General features: G+C 72.9%; 18 protein-coding genes. 8 read left to right on the top strand and 10 right to left on the bottom strand.

Features of this window, described 5'->3' with window-relative positions; genetic code table 11:
• Window positions 1-40 precede the first annotated feature (40 nt).
• The 4 genes from C7S10_RS12865 to C7S10_RS12880 all read right to left on the bottom strand — a co-directional run bounded on the left by C7S10_RS12865 (window position 41) and on the right by C7S10_RS12880 (window position 3665).
• Complete coding sequence (locus tag C7S10_RS12865; protein WP_207769362.1) at window positions 41-1210, bottom strand: NAD(P)/FAD-dependent oxidoreductase; 1170 nt, start codon at window positions 1208-1210, stop codon at window positions 41-43.
• Window positions 1207-2517, bottom strand: a complete 1311-nt coding sequence (locus C7S10_RS12870; RefSeq protein WP_108344835.1) for a flavin-containing monooxygenase — start codon at window positions 2515-2517, stop codon at window positions 1207-1209. Before C7S10_RS12870 ends, C7S10_RS12865 begins: the two co-directional genes overlap by 4 nt.
• A gap of 69 nt (window positions 2518-2586) precedes the next feature.
• A complete protein-coding gene (locus tag C7S10_RS12875; RefSeq protein WP_108344836.1) occupies window positions 2587-3159 on the bottom strand; it encodes an OsmC family protein in 573 nt (190 codons plus the stop codon).
• Window positions 3156-3665, bottom strand: a complete 510-nt coding sequence (locus C7S10_RS12880; protein WP_108344837.1) for a MaoC family dehydratase — start codon at window positions 3663-3665, stop codon at window positions 3156-3158. Before C7S10_RS12880 ends, C7S10_RS12875 begins: the two co-directional genes overlap by 4 nt.
• A 286-nt stretch (window positions 3666-3951) precedes the next feature.
• Here C7S10_RS12880 and C7S10_RS12885 point away from each other — a divergent pair, with 286 nt between their 5' ends.
• Window positions 3952-4560 (top strand): GNAT family N-acetyltransferase, encoded by a 609-nt coding sequence (locus C7S10_RS12885; protein WP_108344838.1) that lies wholly within the window; start codon window positions 3952-3954, stop codon window positions 4558-4560.
• Window positions 4561-4597: 37 nt separating this feature from the next.
• Window positions 4598-5485 (top strand): GNAT family N-acetyltransferase, encoded by an 888-nt coding sequence (locus C7S10_RS12890; protein ID WP_165807140.1) that lies wholly within the window; start codon window positions 4598-4600, stop codon window positions 5483-5485.
• 11 nt (window positions 5486-5496) lie between these two features.
• On the opposite strand, the gene C7S10_RS12895 is transcribed toward C7S10_RS12890, so the two are convergent.
• Entirely contained in the window at window positions 5497-6726 is a 1230-nt protein-coding gene (locus C7S10_RS12895; protein ID WP_165807141.1) for a glucose-1-phosphate adenylyltransferase family protein, read from the bottom strand.
• A gap of 103 nt (window positions 6727-6829) precedes the next feature.
• Between C7S10_RS12895 and nadA the strand changes: the two genes are divergently transcribed.
• Window positions 6830-8014 carry a quinolinate synthase NadA gene (gene nadA, locus C7S10_RS12900; protein ID WP_108344841.1) on the top strand — a complete coding sequence of 395 codons (1185 nt, stop codon included), beginning with the start codon at window positions 6830-6832 and terminating at the stop codon, window positions 8012-8014.
• A gap of 9 nt (window positions 8015-8023) precedes the next feature.
• Here nadA and C7S10_RS12905 read toward each other — a convergent pair whose 3' ends face one another.
• Genes C7S10_RS12905 through C7S10_RS12925 form a run of 5 tightly spaced genes read right to left on the bottom strand, consistent with a single transcriptional unit; the run spans window position 8024 to window position 10817 of the window.
• On the bottom strand, window positions 8024-8260 hold the full coding sequence (locus C7S10_RS12905; RefSeq protein ID WP_108344842.1) for a hypothetical protein: 237 nt from the start codon (window positions 8258-8260) through the stop codon (window positions 8024-8026).
• On the bottom strand, window positions 8257-8829 hold the full coding sequence (gene pspAB, locus C7S10_RS12910) for a PspA-associated protein PspAB (RefSeq protein ID WP_108344843.1): 573 nt from the start codon (window positions 8827-8829) through the stop codon (window positions 8257-8259). The genes C7S10_RS12905 and pspAB overlap by 4 nt, the downstream gene beginning before the upstream one ends.
• A gap of 14 nt (window positions 8830-8843) precedes the next feature.
• Window positions 8844-9749, bottom strand: a complete 906-nt coding sequence (gene htpX / locus C7S10_RS12915) for a zinc metalloprotease HtpX (RefSeq protein WP_108344844.1) — start codon at window positions 9747-9749, stop codon at window positions 8844-8846.
• Window positions 9750-9756: 7 nt separating this feature from the next.
• Entirely contained in the window at window positions 9757-10035 is a 279-nt protein-coding gene (pspAA, locus tag C7S10_RS12920; RefSeq protein WP_108344845.1) for a PspA-associated protein PspAA, read from the bottom strand.
• Complete coding sequence (locus C7S10_RS12925; RefSeq protein WP_108344846.1) at window positions 10032-10817, bottom strand: PspA/IM30 family protein; 786 nt, start codon at window positions 10815-10817, stop codon at window positions 10032-10034. The genes pspAA and C7S10_RS12925 overlap by 4 nt, the downstream gene beginning before the upstream one ends.
• A gap of 109 nt (window positions 10818-10926) precedes the next feature.
• On the opposite strand from C7S10_RS12925, the gene C7S10_RS12930 reads away from it, so the two are divergent.
• The 5 genes from C7S10_RS12930 to C7S10_RS12950 are packed head-to-tail and all read left to right on the top strand — an operon-like array spanning window position 10927 to window position 13949.
• Window positions 10927-11523 (top strand): DUF3043 domain-containing protein, encoded by a 597-nt coding sequence (locus C7S10_RS12930; protein ID WP_243395354.1) that lies wholly within the window; start codon window positions 10927-10929, stop codon window positions 11521-11523.
• Window positions 11524-11545: 22 nt separating this feature from the next.
• Window positions 11546-12352 (top strand): hypothetical protein, encoded by an 807-nt coding sequence (locus tag C7S10_RS12935; RefSeq protein WP_108344847.1) that lies wholly within the window; start codon window positions 11546-11548, stop codon window positions 12350-12352.
• 60 nt (window positions 12353-12412) lie between these two features.
• Window positions 12413-12961 carry a GNAT family N-acetyltransferase gene (locus C7S10_RS12940; protein ID WP_108344848.1) on the top strand — a complete coding sequence of 183 codons (549 nt, stop codon included), beginning with the start codon at window positions 12413-12415 and terminating at the stop codon, window positions 12959-12961.
• Window positions 12961-13653, top strand: coding sequence for an AzlC family ABC transporter permease (locus tag C7S10_RS12945; protein WP_108344849.1), 693 nt, complete (start codon window positions 12961-12963; stop codon window positions 13651-13653). The genes C7S10_RS12940 and C7S10_RS12945 overlap by 1 nt, the downstream gene beginning before the upstream one ends.
• Window positions 13653-13949 (top strand): AzlD domain-containing protein, encoded by a 297-nt coding sequence (locus C7S10_RS12950; protein WP_108344850.1) that lies wholly within the window; start codon window positions 13653-13655, stop codon window positions 13947-13949. Before C7S10_RS12945 ends, C7S10_RS12950 begins: the two co-directional genes overlap by 1 nt.
• Window positions 13950-13968: the final 19 nt, after the last annotated feature.

A 13968-nucleotide genomic window follows, 5' to 3' on the forward strand; every position in this document is an offset into this window, starting at 1 on the left:
ACCCGACGCTACCGCCGGAACGGGGGCCGGGTCGATGCCTTCAGGTCGCCACGGCGAGCCCGTCGAGGTGCTCGAGCTCGGCGCGCATCGAGGCGCTGAACCGGTGGAGGAGGTTGCGGATGCCGTCGGCGTCCCAGTCGTAGGCCGCGACGCCCTCCGTCACGTCGAACAGCCCGCGCGAGAGCCGCTCGCGCGTGGCCTGGTAGGCGGCAAGCGCGTCCTCCTCCCGCTCGTCGCAGTAGAGCGCCGCGACCACGCGGTCGGCGAGCAGCTCGGCGTCACGCAGCGAGTCGGTGATGCCGTGCGAGGTGATCGGGTCCTTGAAGTAGCCCGCGTCCCCCACCAGCGCCCAGCCCGGCCCCCACGACCGGCGGCTGTAGCCCGGGACACCGGCCCAGCCGCGCACCCCCGACACCGGGCGGGCGTCGCGCACCCGCTCGACCAGGCTCGGTCCGGCCTCCCTCATCAGGGCGGTCATGGCGTGCTCGACGCCCGAGCGCCGCAGCGCACGCATGTGTCGTGGCGTGGTGGACACGAACACGCAGGCGGCGCCGTCGTTGGTGGGGATCACCCCCGCAGCGGCGCCCGCCCCGTAGGCCCACTCGTAGGCGTCAGCGGGGCCGTCCTCGACGTACCGGTAGAGCACCGCGCCGGCCGAACGACCCTGCCAGAGCACCGCCGCACCGGTCTGCTCGGCGACGACGGAACGGATGCCGTCGGCGCCGATCGTCAGCTCGGCGGCGAGCTCCGTGCGACCTCCGGGTCCGGTGGCTGACACACCGCTCACCCGGCCCGTCGGGTCGCGGCGCAACGCCGTCACGGCGGTCTCGTGCAGCACGTGCACACCGGCCGCCTCGGCGGCCTCGACCAGGAGCCGGTCGAGCAGGTGCCGGCGGGGGGCATAGAGCGCGTCGACCCCGTGGCGCGGCTTGATCGCGACCTCGACGTCCTCGCCGTCCGGGTAGTGGAAGACCGTGCGCCGCACGGCCGGCGTGCCGGCGGCCACGACGCCGTCCAGCACGCCCCACCGGGACAGCTGGACGACGCCGGGGCGCATCAGTGCGTGGGTGGACAGGGTGTCGCTGCCGCGGCGTCCGCGGTCGAGCAGGGCGACCCGCAGGCCGGCCCGGGCGAGGAGCATGGCGGTCGAGGCGCCCGAGACCCGGGCGCCGACGACGACCACGTCGTAGCTGTTCACGGTGCTGTTCACAGTGCTGTCTCCTGACTCATGGTGCGGATGCCTCGTCGGTCGTCGGAGGCGGCGAGGAGGTGGGACACGACGGCCTCGGCGTCGTGCCGGGCGCCGTCGATGTAGCCCGAGTCGCGGCGGTGCTGGAAGCGCTGGCCGACGACGTACACGCCCTCGACCGGCGTGACGCCCCGGCGCTGGACGAAGCGGCCCTCGCCGTCGGTGACCGGCAGGTGCAGCCACGGGAGCGGGTCGGGGCGATAGCCGGCCGCCACCAGGACGGTGGCGATCCCCGCGGCCCGGAGGTCGAGTCGCTCGGGTGTCGGGCGGACGGTCACCGGCCGCGGCCAGCGCCCGCCCCACACCTGGTCGGCGAGTCCGGCCCGGTCGACGAAGCGGTCGATGCTGTCGAGCAGCTTGTACGTCGCCGTGTCGGCCGCCGCTACGGTGGCGGACAGGTCGTCGCGGAAGGTCGCGTGGTGACCGCTGACGGCCTCCAGGCGGCCGGCGAGCCGGACCCCCTGGTCCTGGAGCGTGCCGAGGTCGAGGTCCGGCACGGCACGGGTGCCGTCGCCGCGCCCGACGAGCTGCAGCGAGGTCTCGCGTCGCGCGGCCTCGGGGTCGGGCACCTCGTCGATGGTCCGGGCCAGCCGGCCGGTCGCCTCGAGCCACCAGAAGATGTCGACGCCCCGGTAGCGGCGCGGGATGCGGGTGTGCCGGCCGACGGCGAGCGTGACCTCGCGCCCGGCGCGGTTGAGCTCGTCGGCGATCTGCACCCCCGACGCGGAGGCGCCCACGACCAGCACGCCGCCCGGGGCCAGGCGCGCCGGGTTGCGGTAGTCGTTCGAGGTGACGACCTCGACCCCCTCCGCCCGGCGTGGCCCGGTCAGGGCCGCCGGGACGATCGGGGTGCCGTGCGGACCGGTCGCGAGGACGAGGTGGCGCGCGTGCCAGGTCCCGGCGGTGGTCTCGACGCGGAAGCGGCGCACGTCCTGACCGGTCGCCGCCACCGAGAGCACCGTGGTGCGCTCGACGACGGGAGCGTGGAACGACGCGGCGTACGCCTCGAGGAGGCCGACGAAGGCGCCGGCGCTGAGGTAGCCGTCCGGCTCGGGGCCCGTGTAGCCCCAGCCCGGCAGCCGGGTCATCCAGCTGGGTGTGAGCAGGTGCAGCGAGTCCCAGCGCTCGGAGCGCCAGCGCTCGCCCACGCGACCCCGGTCGAGGACGACGTGGTCGCGACCGGCGTCGGTGAGCAGCCTGCTCACGGCCAGGCCGGCGTGGCCGGCGCCGATGACGACGGTGTCGACGGCGCCTGTGGTGATGGTCATGCGGGTTCCTCTCGTACGGCGCGGCCGACCGGTCGGGGCAGACCGGCCGGCCGCTGGGTGGGGCGGGCCTCAGCCCGTGACCACGTCGATGACGACCGGCGTGGGGTTGGTGAACACGTCGTAGACGGCCGAGCGGCGTCGGGCCTGCTCGACGATGCCGCGCAGCGTCTCGTCGTCGGCGTCTCCCTCGACGTGGAAGGTGACCTTGATCTGCTCGTAGCCGTTGCGGACGGAGCCGCCCGACAGCCCGAGGATCCCGAGCAGGTCGATGTCCCCCTCGACGTCCGAGGAGACCTTGGTGAGGCGCACGCCGCGGGCGGCCGCGATGTTGGCGATGCCACCGGTCAGGCAGGCCGCGATGGCGTGGAGCAGGTACTCCACGGGCGTCGGCCCGTGGTCCTCGCCGACCAGGACGGCCGGGTGGTCGGAGACCACGACGCTCTCCTGGGCGTGCTGCATCTCCTGCATCGCGCCGTAGAAGCCCGACACCGTGGACCGGTTGTGCGTCCCGGACACCCACTCGTTGTGGGCGCGGAACTGGAACTTCGCGATCTCGTGGGTCTCCTTCACGGCGTCGCGGGTCGCGAACAGGGTCGTGGTGTCCACCCCGTTGAGCTGGCTGTTCTCGGTGGTGATCGTCATGCGGGTTCCTCCTGTGTGGCGGCCGGGGCTCCGGCCGGGTGGGTGTGGTGGTGCTGTCGGGCGGCGACCGAGGGGTCGCGCCAGACGACGGCTGTGCCGTCGAGGACGACGAGGCCGTCCTGGTTCGTGACGCTCGTGGCGAGCGTGGTGATGGGCTTGTCCTCGCGGACCGCGGTGACCGTCGCGCTGGCCGTGATCTCGTCCCCCGGGCGCACCGGCGCCAGGAAGCGCCAGGCGACCTCGAGGAAGACGCTGCCCGGGCCGGGCAGCTGCTCGGCGACGAGCGCGTTGAGCAGCCCGGACGTGACGCCGCCCTGCACGACGATCCCGCCGAAGCGGGAGCCGGCGGCGAGGTCGTCGTCGTAGTGGATCGGGTTGCGGTCGCCGCTGATCTCGGTGAAGAGCTCGATGTCGCGGCGGGTGACGGTGCGCGTACGGCGGGCGGTGGTCCCGACTCGGGTGCCGGCCGTGGAGCCGGTGGTGGGACTGGTCGAGGTGCTGGTCATGGCGACGAGGTTGGACGGGCGACCTTCCCCGGGCCTGCCCCGTTCCTTCCCCGGGCGTCCGGGCCGGCGGAAGACCGACGGAAGGCCGGCGGAAGGACAGCCGGGGAACGTCTGGGCTCCACCCACCCACCGACCCGGAGGTCGCCATGTCCACCAACCTCAGCGCCGCACTCGCCAGCTCCCGTGAGCGGGAGCTGCGTGCCTCCGCCAGCCGCCCCGACCGGCTGATGGCCCGCGAGCTGGAGCTCGCCTCATCGACCTAGCACCACCGACCAGAGGACCCACCATGTACATCAGCTCCACCCGATGCTCCACCCGCCCCGCCTGCCACGTGCGGGTCCGGCTCGCCGACGGCGGGGCCGTCATCCTGCGGCCCCTCCGCGGCGGCGAGATCCACGTCCTCGAGACCGTCTTCGAGGGCCTCTCCGCGCAGTCGCGCCAGCAGCGATTCCTGGTGCCGACGCCGCGCCTGTCCGGGTCGGCGCGGCGAGCGCTCGCCGACGTCGACGGCCGCGACCACGTCGCCTGGGTCGCGATGACCGACGGCGAGCCCGTCGGCATCTGCCGCTACGTCCGCACGGGCCCCGAGACCGCCGAGATCGCCTTCGAGGTCGTCGACGCCCACCAGGGCCGTGGCATCGGTTCGGCGCTCGTCGACGCCGTCACCACCGTCGCCCGCGCCAACGGCATCACCCGCCTCGAGGCGACCGTCGACCCCGGCAACCGGGCGTCGGTGACGATGCTCGGCCGCCTCGGCGTCCGGCTCGCGATGGACGACGGCCTGCTGGAGGGCAACAGCGCCTTCAGCCTGCTCGACCCGCCGAGCCCGGTCGACCGCGGCGCCGTGCGCTCCCTGGCCGCCGAGCTGGCCGCCGAGCTCGCCACGGTGGGCTGAGCGAGCCCGTCCGGGCGGGCCGGGCAGGATGGCCGCCATGACACAGGCGCTCATCCGCCCGGCCCGTGAGTCCGACCTCGAGGCGATGGCGGCGATCACTGCCGCGAGCTACCACGCCGTCGACGAGCGCACCTTCCAGCGAGCGTGGCCCGACCCGGTGCCGCGCCCGCCGTCTCGCAACGGCGCCTGGATGAACCGCACCCGGCAGGCCCTCCGGACCGATCCGGGGGGCTGCTGGGTCGCGGAGGTCGACGGCGTCGTCGTCGGCGGCGCCATCTCCCGCGTGCGCGAGCTGATGTGGATCCTGGCCTCGTTCGCGGTCACGCCCGGGCACCAGGGGCAGGGGGTCGGCACCCAGCTGCTGGCGGCGGCGATGCACCACGGCCGGGGCTGCCTGCGCGGCATGTTCGCCTCGAGCGCGGATCCGGGCGCCGTACGCCGCTACCGGCTGGCCGGCTTCACCCTGCACCCGCAGATGTTCGTCACCGGCGTCGTCGACCGCAGCGCCATCCCCGTCGTGGACCGGGTGCGGGAGGGGTCCGCCGGCGACATCCACCTGCTCGACTCGATCGATCGGGCCACCCGCGGCGCCGCCCACCTCTCCGACCACGAGGTGCTGCTCGAGCAGTTCCGGCTGATCGTCTGCGAACGCTCCAGCGGCTCCGCCTACGCCTACGTCGCCGAGGACGGCGCGCCCGTCCTCGTGGCGGGCACCACGCGGCGTACGGCGAGCGACGTCATGTGGGAGGCGCTCGCCTCGTCCGCACCGGGCACGAGCGTCGCGGTGCACCACGTCACGGCCGCCAACGAGTGGGCGCTCGACGTCGGGCTGGCCGCGCGGATGTCGGTGCACCAGAGCGGCTACCTGTGCCTGCGCGGGATGGCTCCACCGTCGCCGTACGTGCACCACGGCTCGATGCTCTAGCCCTCGTCAGGTCAGCGGGTGTCGGTGCCGGGCTCGAGGCGGGCACCCGGCGGCACGGGACCGCCGACGCGGGAGTCGCGGCCAACGAGCACGACGTCCTCGTCACGCGCGATCCGCGCGCTCGACGCCGCTCCGATCGCGCTTCCCCTCAGCAGCTCGCAACGCTCGTCGACCACCGCGGTGTGCACCTCGGCACCCGCCCGGACCACGCAGTCCTCCATCAGCACGCTGTCGCGCACGACCGCGCCCTTCTCGACGACGACGCCCGGCCCGAGGACGCTGCCGACGACCTCGCCGGCCACGTCGCAGCCCGGCGAGAGCATCGAGTCGGAGGCCGAGCCGGTCGCCCGCACCCGGGCGGCCGGGCGGTCGGGCCAGTGGGAGATGACGGGCCGGTCGGGGTGGTCGAACACGTCGACCTTCCCGGCGAGCAGGTCGCGGTGGGACTGGAGGTAGAGGCCGGGCTGGCCGACGTCGCGCCAGTAGCCCGTCATCGGCACGGCCGCGGCACGCCCGCCCTCGACGAGCCGCGGGAGCAGGTGCTCGCCGAAGTCACCCAGGCCGCTGTCGCCGTCGTCCTGGTCGCCCGAGAGCTCGGCGCGCAGATCGAAGAGGGTCGAGAGCAGGGCAGCGGTGTCGTAGACGAAGACCTCTGTCGCGACCGTCCCGCTCGAGGGCCGCGACGGCTTGTGCTCGACGCCGGTGATCCGCCCGCCCCGGCCGGTCAGCACGACGACGTTGTCGGACGCGTCCTTCTTCGTGACGTCGGCCGTCAGCACCGTGACCGACCGCTCCTGCGCGACATGCTCCTCGATGACCGGCGCGAGGTCCATGTTGAAGACGTGGTCGGCGCTGCAGACCACGAGGGTGCGGGCGCCGAAGGACTCGATGTCGGCCGACATCCGCAGCAGCAGGTCGCCGTTGCCGAACGCGAAGCCGCTCTCGGTCGCCGGCCCGGTGCCGGTCTGCGGGACGATGCGCCGGAAGCCGCCGCGGTTGCGGTCCAGGCTCCACGGTCGGCCGCCGGAGAGGTAGTCGTCGATCGAGGTGACCTGGTACTCCAGCGACACCCACACGTCGGACAGGTCCGCGTGCACCAGGCCGGACAGGGCGAAGTCGATGAGGCGGTGGACCCCGCCGTACGGCAACGCGGGCTTGGCGCGCTCCCGGGTCAGCACGTCCATCCGGCTGCCCTGACCGCCCGCCTGCACCAACGCGAGCACATCACCTCGTTGTGCCATCAGGACCCTCCCGTCCCGGCGGTGCTGACGCCCCGCCCCTGCCGAGTCCACACCCTTGCACGCCCGTCGGTCGGCGGCGAGGGGCCGACCTAGGATGGGCCCTATGACCACCATCGACCTGCCGCTGCTCCCGCTCGGCAAGGGCCGCGACCTGTCCGCCGAACGGGGCGTCGAGTGCCCGGGTGACCTGCCCGCCGCCTCCGACCCCGACCTCGTGGCTCGCGCCCGGGCCGCCAAGGCGGCGCTCGGGGAGCGGGTGTTCGTGCTCGGTCACCACTACCAGCGCGACGAGGTGATCGAGTTCGCGGACGTCACGGGTGACTCGTTCAAGCTGGCCCGCGACGCGGCTGGGCGACCGGACGCCGAGTTCATCGTCTTCTGCGGCGTGCACTTCATGGCGGAGTCGGCCGACATCCTCACCGCCGACTCGCAGAAGGTGATCCTGCCCGACCTGGCCGCCGGCTGCTCGATGGCCGACATGGCTCGGCTCGGCCAGGTCGAGGACGCGTGGGACGCGATGGCGGCCGCCGGCATCCAGGGCAGCATCGTGCCGGTCACCTACATGAACTCCTCGGCCGACATCAAGGCGTTCTGCGGGCGCAACGGCGGCGTCGTGTGCACCTCCTCCAACGCCGACGTGGCGCTGGAGTGGGCGTTCGAGCAGAAGGCCGACCTCGAGGGCGGCGCCAAGATCCTGTTCTTCCCCGACCAGCACCTCGGTCGCAACACCGCCGTGCTGAAGATGGGCTTCTCGCTCGACGACTGCGTCGTGTGGGACCCGCGCCAGCCCAACGGCGGGCTCAGCGTCGAGGAGCTGCGCGACGCCCGGATGATCCTGTGGAAGGGCCACTGCTCGGTGCACGGCCGCTTCACCGCGGACGTGATCGACGAGTTGCGGGCCAAGCACGAGGGGATCAACATCCTCGTGCACCCCGAATGCACCCACGAGGTCGTGCTCAAGGCCGACCTCGTCGGGTCGACGGAGTTCATCATCAAGACCATCGAGGCCGCGGAGCCCGGCACGTCCTGGGCGATCGGCACCGAGCTCAACCTCGTGAAGCGGCTGGCCGACGCCCACCCCGACAAGAACATCGTCTTCCTCGACCGCAACGTCTGCTACTGCTCGACCATGAACCGCATCGACCTGCCCCACTTCGTGTGGGCGATGGAGTCGTTGGTGGCGGGCCAGGTGGTCAACCAGATCACCGTCGACGACGACACCGAGCGCGACGCCCTGGTGGCGCTGCAGCGGATGCTCGACCTGCCGGGCAAGTCGCACCGCGACTGAGGGCCGGCGTCAGGCGTCGCCGTCCTCGAGCGGCCACTCGCGGGCCCGGTCGGGGAGGCCGTCGACGGTCTCGCCGAGCTTGACCGCGTTGCGGTGGATCCGCTCCAGCAGCCCGGTCATGTCCTCGTCGCCCTCGGGCGCCATGTCGAGGGCGATCTCGACGGCCATGGACAGCGCCGCGACGGTGTTGTTGAGGTCGTGCGCCGATCGGCGCGCGAAGGAGACGAGCTCATCACGGGTGCTCACAGTCCGGGAGCATTCCACAGCGCGAGCCACTTCTGCAGGTCCGGTTCCATCGGGAGCTCGGCGGCGAGCTGGTCGCGCACGCTGATCTCGGTCAGGTTGTCGCGCTGCTGCTCCCCGGTGGGCGCGAACGCGTAGAAGGTGCCCGACTTGTAGAGGTAGACCAGCCCGACCCTGCCGCCCGACGGCGTGGTGAAGGCGACCATCGAGCAGAGCAGGCCGCCGGCGAAGCCCTGCTCCTCGAGACTGGTGTTGACCGCGTGCAGGTCGGTGCACAGGCGCGCGAGGTCGTCGGGGTCGCCGTCGACGACCAGCCAGGTGAAGCCGAAGTCGTCCTGGCTGACCGTCACCGCCGGCGCGTCGGGTCCGCCGGCGATCAGCGCCTGCATCTCCTGCTGGGTCTGCGCGAACGCCGCGCCCGGGGCGCTGCGGTAGCACACGGCGCCCTGGCCGGTCGCGGTGAGGCCGGCCGCCGTCTGGAGGGTGATCGCCGCGCTGGGGACGAGGAACAGCGCGTCGAGGTCGTCGGCCACGCGCTTGTTGCGTCCCGTCACCACGTCCAGCCAGCGCATCCGCTCCGTCCCGCCTAGGTTAGCGGGCGGCCGAGCTCGGCCTGGATGCGGGCGAGCTGCTCGAGGCGCTGCTCGAGCGAGGGGTGGGTCGCGGTCAGGGTCTTCATCGAGATGCCGGCCACCGCGGGGACGATGAACAGCGAGTTGACCGCGTTGTTGGCGCGCAGGTCGCGCTGCGGGACGGCGCCCGCTCCCCCGGAGATCTTGGTCAGCGCGGAGGCGAGCGCCTGCGGCTTCATCGTGAGGTAGGCCCCCGAGCGGTCGGCACACAGCTCGCGGTAGCGCGAGAGCAGGCGCAGCAGCAGGAAGCTGACGGCGTAGACCACGAGGCTGACGACCAGCGCGATCAGGAAGGCCGGTGCGCCGCCGTTGTTGCCGCGACCGCGGGACAGGCCCCCGAACTGGGCGCCGCGGGTGAGCATGCCGGCCACGATGCCGGCGGAGGAGGCGATGGTCATGACCAGCACGTCGCGGTGGGCGACGTGGCTCAGCTCGTGGGCGAGCACGGCCTCCAGCTCCTCGGCGTCGAGCAGCTGGAGGATGCCGGTGGTGACGCAGACGACCGACCGATCGGGCGAGCGACCGGTGGCGAAGGCGTTGGGCATCGACATGTCGGCGATGCCGACACGGGGCTTGGGCATGTCGGCCAGGGCGCAGAGCCGGTCGATCATGCCGTGCAGCTCGGGTGCCTCCTCGGGGGTCACCTCGCGGGCGCGCATGGCCCGCATGGCGACCTTGTCGGAGGACCACCACTGGTAGAACGCCACCCCGATGCCGCCGATCCCGAAGAGGAACCAGTAGCTCGGGAAGGCGTACATGAGCCCCACGATGAGCGCGACGAACAGCCCGCCGAGCAGGAACATCACCAGCGTCATGCGGGCCGTGAGGCCGGTGTCCTTGATGAAGCGGGAATGCGCCACGGCTGTGTCAGCCGGGGATCAGGCCGTCGTCGCCGAGCAGCTCGCGCACCTCGTCGAGCGTGGCGTCGCCGGGCGGCAGGATGAGGTCGGACTCGTCGAGACTCTCGGCGTCGTGGGCCGTGCCGTGCTCGCGGACCCCGGCGAGGAGGGCCTCCAGCGCCGGGCGGAAGGCGGCCTCGTCACTGGCCTCGATCGCCGCCTCGACGGGGGCGTCGAGGGCGTTGAGCGCCTCCACCGAGCCCTCGGGGACGTCGTACTGCCCCTCGCCGAGGATCCGGACGATCATGCCGGGCCGCCTTCATTGGCCTCGCGCTCGACGGCCTGCTTCTCCGGGGTCAGGATGTCATCGCCGGCCTCGATCTCGGCCGGCTTGTTCCCGGCCTTGAGCCGGGCCAGCTCCGACTCGACGTCGGAGGTGGAGCTGAGGGCATCGAGCTCGCGGGCGATGTCGTCGCCGGAGTTGAGGGACGACGCGTCGTCGAGGGCGCCTGACGCGATGAGCTCGTCGATGGCGCCGGCGCGGGCCTGCATCTGGGCGGTCTTGTCCTCGGCGCGCTGGATGGCGAGACCGACGTCGCCCATCTCCTCGCCGATGCCCGACATCGCCTCGCCGATGCGGGTCTGCGCCTCGGCGGCGGTGTAGTTGGCCTTGATCGTCTCCTTGCGGGTGCGGAAGGACTCGACCTTCGTCTGCAGCCGCTGCTGCGCGAGGACGAGCTTCTCCTCCTCGCCCTGGAGGTTGGCGTGCTGGCCCTGGAGGTCCTGGATCTGCGAGGTCAGGCCCGACTTGCGGGTCAGCGCCTCGCGGGCGAGGTCCTCGCGGTCCGCGGCGATGGCCTTCTCGGCCTGCCCCTGCAGCTTGGCCGACTGCGTCTCGAGCTGCTTGATCTGCAGCTCCACGCGCTTGCGGCTGGTCGCGACGTCGGCGACACCACGGCGTACCTTGCTCAACAGCTCGAGCTGGCGCTGGTAGCTGTAGTCGAGCGTCTCGCGCGGGTCCTCGGCGCGGTCGAGGGCCTTGTTGGCCTTGGATCGGAAGATCAGACTCAAGCGCTGCATCACACTCATCGGAACGTTGTCTCCTGTGTCGCCCTCGGGGTACTTCCTTCACCCTAGGACCAAACCCAAAGCAGGAGGAAGGCGCCGGTAGGCTGGGGGCTCTCGTCCACCCGATCTCATGAGGCTCTCGTTGTTCGGTCGTAGCAAGTCGCCAGACACCAGCTCCACACCCGCCGCGGACAAGCCCGGCGGCAAGGGTCGCCCCACGCCGACCCGCAAAGAGGCCGAGGCGGCCGCGAAGGCGCGGGCGAAGGTCCCGCGGACGCGGCGCGAGCAGCTCGCGGCCCAGCGCAGGGCCGGCAACGAGTCGAGCAAGACCGTCCGCGCCGGGATGAAGGCCGGCGACGAGCGCTACCTGATGCCGCGCGACAAGGGCCCGGTGCGCCGCTTCATCCGCGACTTCGTCGACTCCCGCTTCTCGTTCGTCGAGCTGATGATCCCGCTGCTCATCGTGACGCTGGTCCTGGGCTACTCCGGCAGCATCTACCTCGTCAGCATCGGCAACACCATCCTGCTCGGCACGGTGCTCCTCGTCGTGCTCGACATCGTGCTGATGCGCTTCCGGCTCCGCAAGGAGCTGGTGCGGCGCTTCCCCGAGGAGCCACTCAAGGGCACGACCTACTACGCCGTGATGCGTTCGCTGCAGATGAAGTTCATGCGGATCCCGAAGGCGAAGGTCAAGATCGGGCAGACCCTGCCCGAGACCTACCGCTGAGCCCGCGGTCGCTGACCACGCCGTGATCCTCGGACTCTTCAGCGCCCTGGCCTCCGCGGCGCTGTTCGGGGTGGCGGCCGTCGTCCAGGCCAGCGCCATCCGTGCGGTCGCCGACGACGACCTCGGCCTGCGCGGCTTCGTGCACGCCGCCCTGCGGTCGTGGCCGATGCTCGGCGTGGTGGCGGCCTACCTCGCCGGCTTCGTGCTGCACGCCGTCGCCCTGGTGCTGCTCCCCCTCTACCTCGCCCAGGCGTCGATCTCGCTGTCCCTGCCGGTGACCGCCGTCGTCTCGGCCGTCGTCCTCCACGAGCGTCTCGGACCCACCCGCTGCCTGGCGGTCGTCGCGGTGATCGCGGGCCTGGTGCTCGTCGCCGCCGGCGCGGGGTCGGTCGAGCAGACCACCTCGACCGCCACGCTCACCGCGCTGGGGGCCGGCTGGCTGCTGGTCCTCGTCGCCGGCACCCGGCCGTCGCTGGCGCGGGGTGCCGGGATCCTGGGCGCGTGGTCCGGCCTCGGCTACGCCGGTTCGGCGGTCACGACGCGCGGGCTGTCGGCCGACGAGCCGCTGCTCTCGCTGCTGGCGCTGGCCCTGGTGTCCGCGCTGGGGCTGGTGGCCTTCTGGCTCTACTCGGTCGCGCTGCGGCGTACGGACGTGGCGGCGTCCACCGGTCCGCTGATCGTCGTCCAGACCTGCGTACCCGCCCTGATCGGGGTTGCCGCGTTCGGCGACACCACCCGCCCCGGCTGGGAGCTCGCGGTCGTCGTCGGTCTCGTCGTGTCGATCGTGGGCGCCGTACGCCTCGGGCGGGACACCCCTGCGACCGTCTAGGCCGGCTCGCGGACCGACCCTCCCTCCCCCGCACCGCAGGTCGCACGCGAGGATGTGGGCGTGAACCACGCCCCGAGTGCCGACGTGTCCGTGCGCATCGCCTGGGCCGACGACGCCGACGCGATCGCCGGTGTCCAGGTGCGTACCTGGCGTGAGGTGTACGCCGGCGTCGTGCCCCTCGATGCTCTCCCCTCGGATCCCGCGCCGGTCGCCGACGCCTGGCGCGCCTCGCTCGGCAGGCCGGCGGACGCGCGCCACCGCGTGCTCGTCGCCCTCGAGCGCAACCGGGTGACCGGGTTCGTGCTCACCGGCCCGGCGAGCGACCCCGACGTCGACCCGGTCGCCGACGGGGAGCTCGGCGAGCTCACCCTCGACCCGGACGAGCGCGGCAAGGGACACGGCTCGCGCCTGCTGCAGGCCGCCGTCGACACGCTCGCCGCCGACCGGTTCACCCGCGCCGTCACCTGGGTCATCGCGTCCGACGACGACCGGCGGCGCTTCCTGACCGAGGCCGGCTGGGCCGCCGACGGTGCGCACCGTGAGCTCGACCTCGACGGGAGCGGCACGACGGTCGTCAAGCAGGTCCGCCTGCACACCGCGATCGGCTGATGGCCGCGGAGCCCCTGCCCGCCGCCGAGCGCTCCGGGATCATCCGCGACGGGATCGCGGTGGGGATCGCCACCGGGACCTACGGCATCTCCTTCGGAGCCGTCGCCGTCACCGCCGGGCTGAGCGTCCTCCAGGCCTGCACGCTGTCGCTGCTGGTGTTCACCGGCGCCTCGCAGTTCGCGCTCGTCGGGGTGGTGGCCGCCGGCGGTGCCCCGCTGAGCGGCGCGCTGACCGCGATCCTGCTCGGCACCCGCAACACCCTCTACGGCCTGCGGATGGCGCCGCTGCTGGGGTGGAGCGGACTGCGCCGCGCCGGCGCGGCGCACCTCCTGATCGACGAGTCGACCGCGATGTCGGTCAACCGCGGCTCGCAGCCGGCGGCCCGACTGGGCTTCCTCACCACCGGCGTCGCCGTCTTCGTCCTCTGGAACGCCGCCACGCTGGCCGGCGCACTCGCGGGTACGGCGCTGGGCGACCCCCGCACCTACGGCCTCGACGCCGCCGTCGGTGCAGCGTTCCTGGCGCTCCTGTGGCCGCGGCTGTCGCAGCGGCGCAACCAGGTGGTCGCGGTGCTGGCCGCCGCCGTGGCGCTGGGACTCGTGCCGATCACCGCGGCCGGCGTCCCGGTGCTGGCGGCCGGCGGCGTGGCGGTGCTCGCCGGGGTCCTGATGCGTCCGGCGGTGCGACGCTGATGTGGATCGCCATCGCCGTGGCTGCGCTCGGCTGCTACGCCCTCAAGCTGGCCGGCCTGTCGCTGCCCGCCCGGGTGCTGCACGACCCGCGGGTCGAGCGCATCGCCGACTTCATCCCCGTGGCCCTCCTGGCCGCGCTCGTCGCCGTCCAGGTCTGGTCGTCGGGCTCCTCGCTCACCCTCGACGCCCGGACCGCGGGACTCGGCTACGCGGTGGTCGCGCTGCTGCTGCGGGCGCCGTTCCTGGTGGTCGTGATCGGCGCGGCGGTCGTGGCCGCCGTCGTCCGCCTCGTCTGAGGCGTCCGGACGCGCACTG

The sequence above is a fragment of the Nocardioides currus genome (genome assembly GCF_003057875.1).
Classification (GTDB): Bacteria; Actinomycetota; Actinomycetes; order Propionibacteriales; family Nocardioidaceae; genus Nocardioides; species Nocardioides currus.

Excerpts from the sequence above, each read along its gene's own strand:
- nadA (WP_108344841.1), top strand. The coding sequence starts at position 6,830 with ATGACCACCATCGACCTGCCGCTGCTCCCGCTCGGCAAGGGCCGCGAC.
- C7S10_RS12875 (WP_108344836.1), bottom strand. The coding sequence starts at position 3,159 with ATGACGATCACCACCGAGAACAGCCAGCTCAACGGGGTGGACACCACG.
- pspAB (WP_108344843.1), bottom strand. The coding sequence starts at position 8,829 with ATGCGCTGGCTGGACGTGGTGACGGGACGCAACAAGCGCGTGGCCGAC.
- C7S10_RS12895 (WP_165807141.1), bottom strand. The coding sequence starts at position 6,726 with ATGGCACAACGAGGTGATGTGCTCGCGTTGGTGCAGGCGGGCGGTCAG.
- C7S10_RS12950 (WP_108344850.1), top strand. The coding sequence starts at position 13,653 with ATGTGGATCGCCATCGCCGTGGCTGCGCTCGGCTGCTACGCCCTCAAG.
- C7S10_RS12890 (WP_165807140.1), top strand. The coding sequence starts at position 4,598 with ATGACACAGGCGCTCATCCGCCCGGCCCGTGAGTCCGACCTCGAGGCG.
- C7S10_RS12870 (WP_108344835.1), bottom strand. The coding sequence starts at position 2,517 with ATGACCATCACCACAGGCGCCGTCGACACCGTCGTCATCGGCGCCGGC.
- C7S10_RS12880 (WP_108344837.1), bottom strand. The coding sequence starts at position 3,665 with ATGACCAGCACCTCGACCAGTCCCACCACCGGCTCCACGGCCGGCACC.
- C7S10_RS12930 (WP_243395354.1), top strand. The coding sequence starts at position 10,927 with ATGAGGCTCTCGTTGTTCGGTCGTAGCAAGTCGCCAGACACCAGCTCC.
- C7S10_RS12885 (WP_108344838.1), top strand. The coding sequence starts at position 3,952 with ATGTACATCAGCTCCACCCGATGCTCCACCCGCCCCGCCTGCCACGTG.
- pspAA (WP_108344845.1), bottom strand. The coding sequence starts at position 10,035 with ATGATCGTCCGGATCCTCGGCGAGGGGCAGTACGACGTCCCCGAGGGC.
- C7S10_RS12945 (WP_108344849.1), top strand. The coding sequence starts at position 12,961 with ATGGCCGCGGAGCCCCTGCCCGCCGCCGAGCGCTCCGGGATCATCCGC.
- C7S10_RS12925 (WP_108344846.1), bottom strand. The coding sequence starts at position 10,817 with ATGAGTGTGATGCAGCGCTTGAGTCTGATCTTCCGATCCAAGGCCAAC.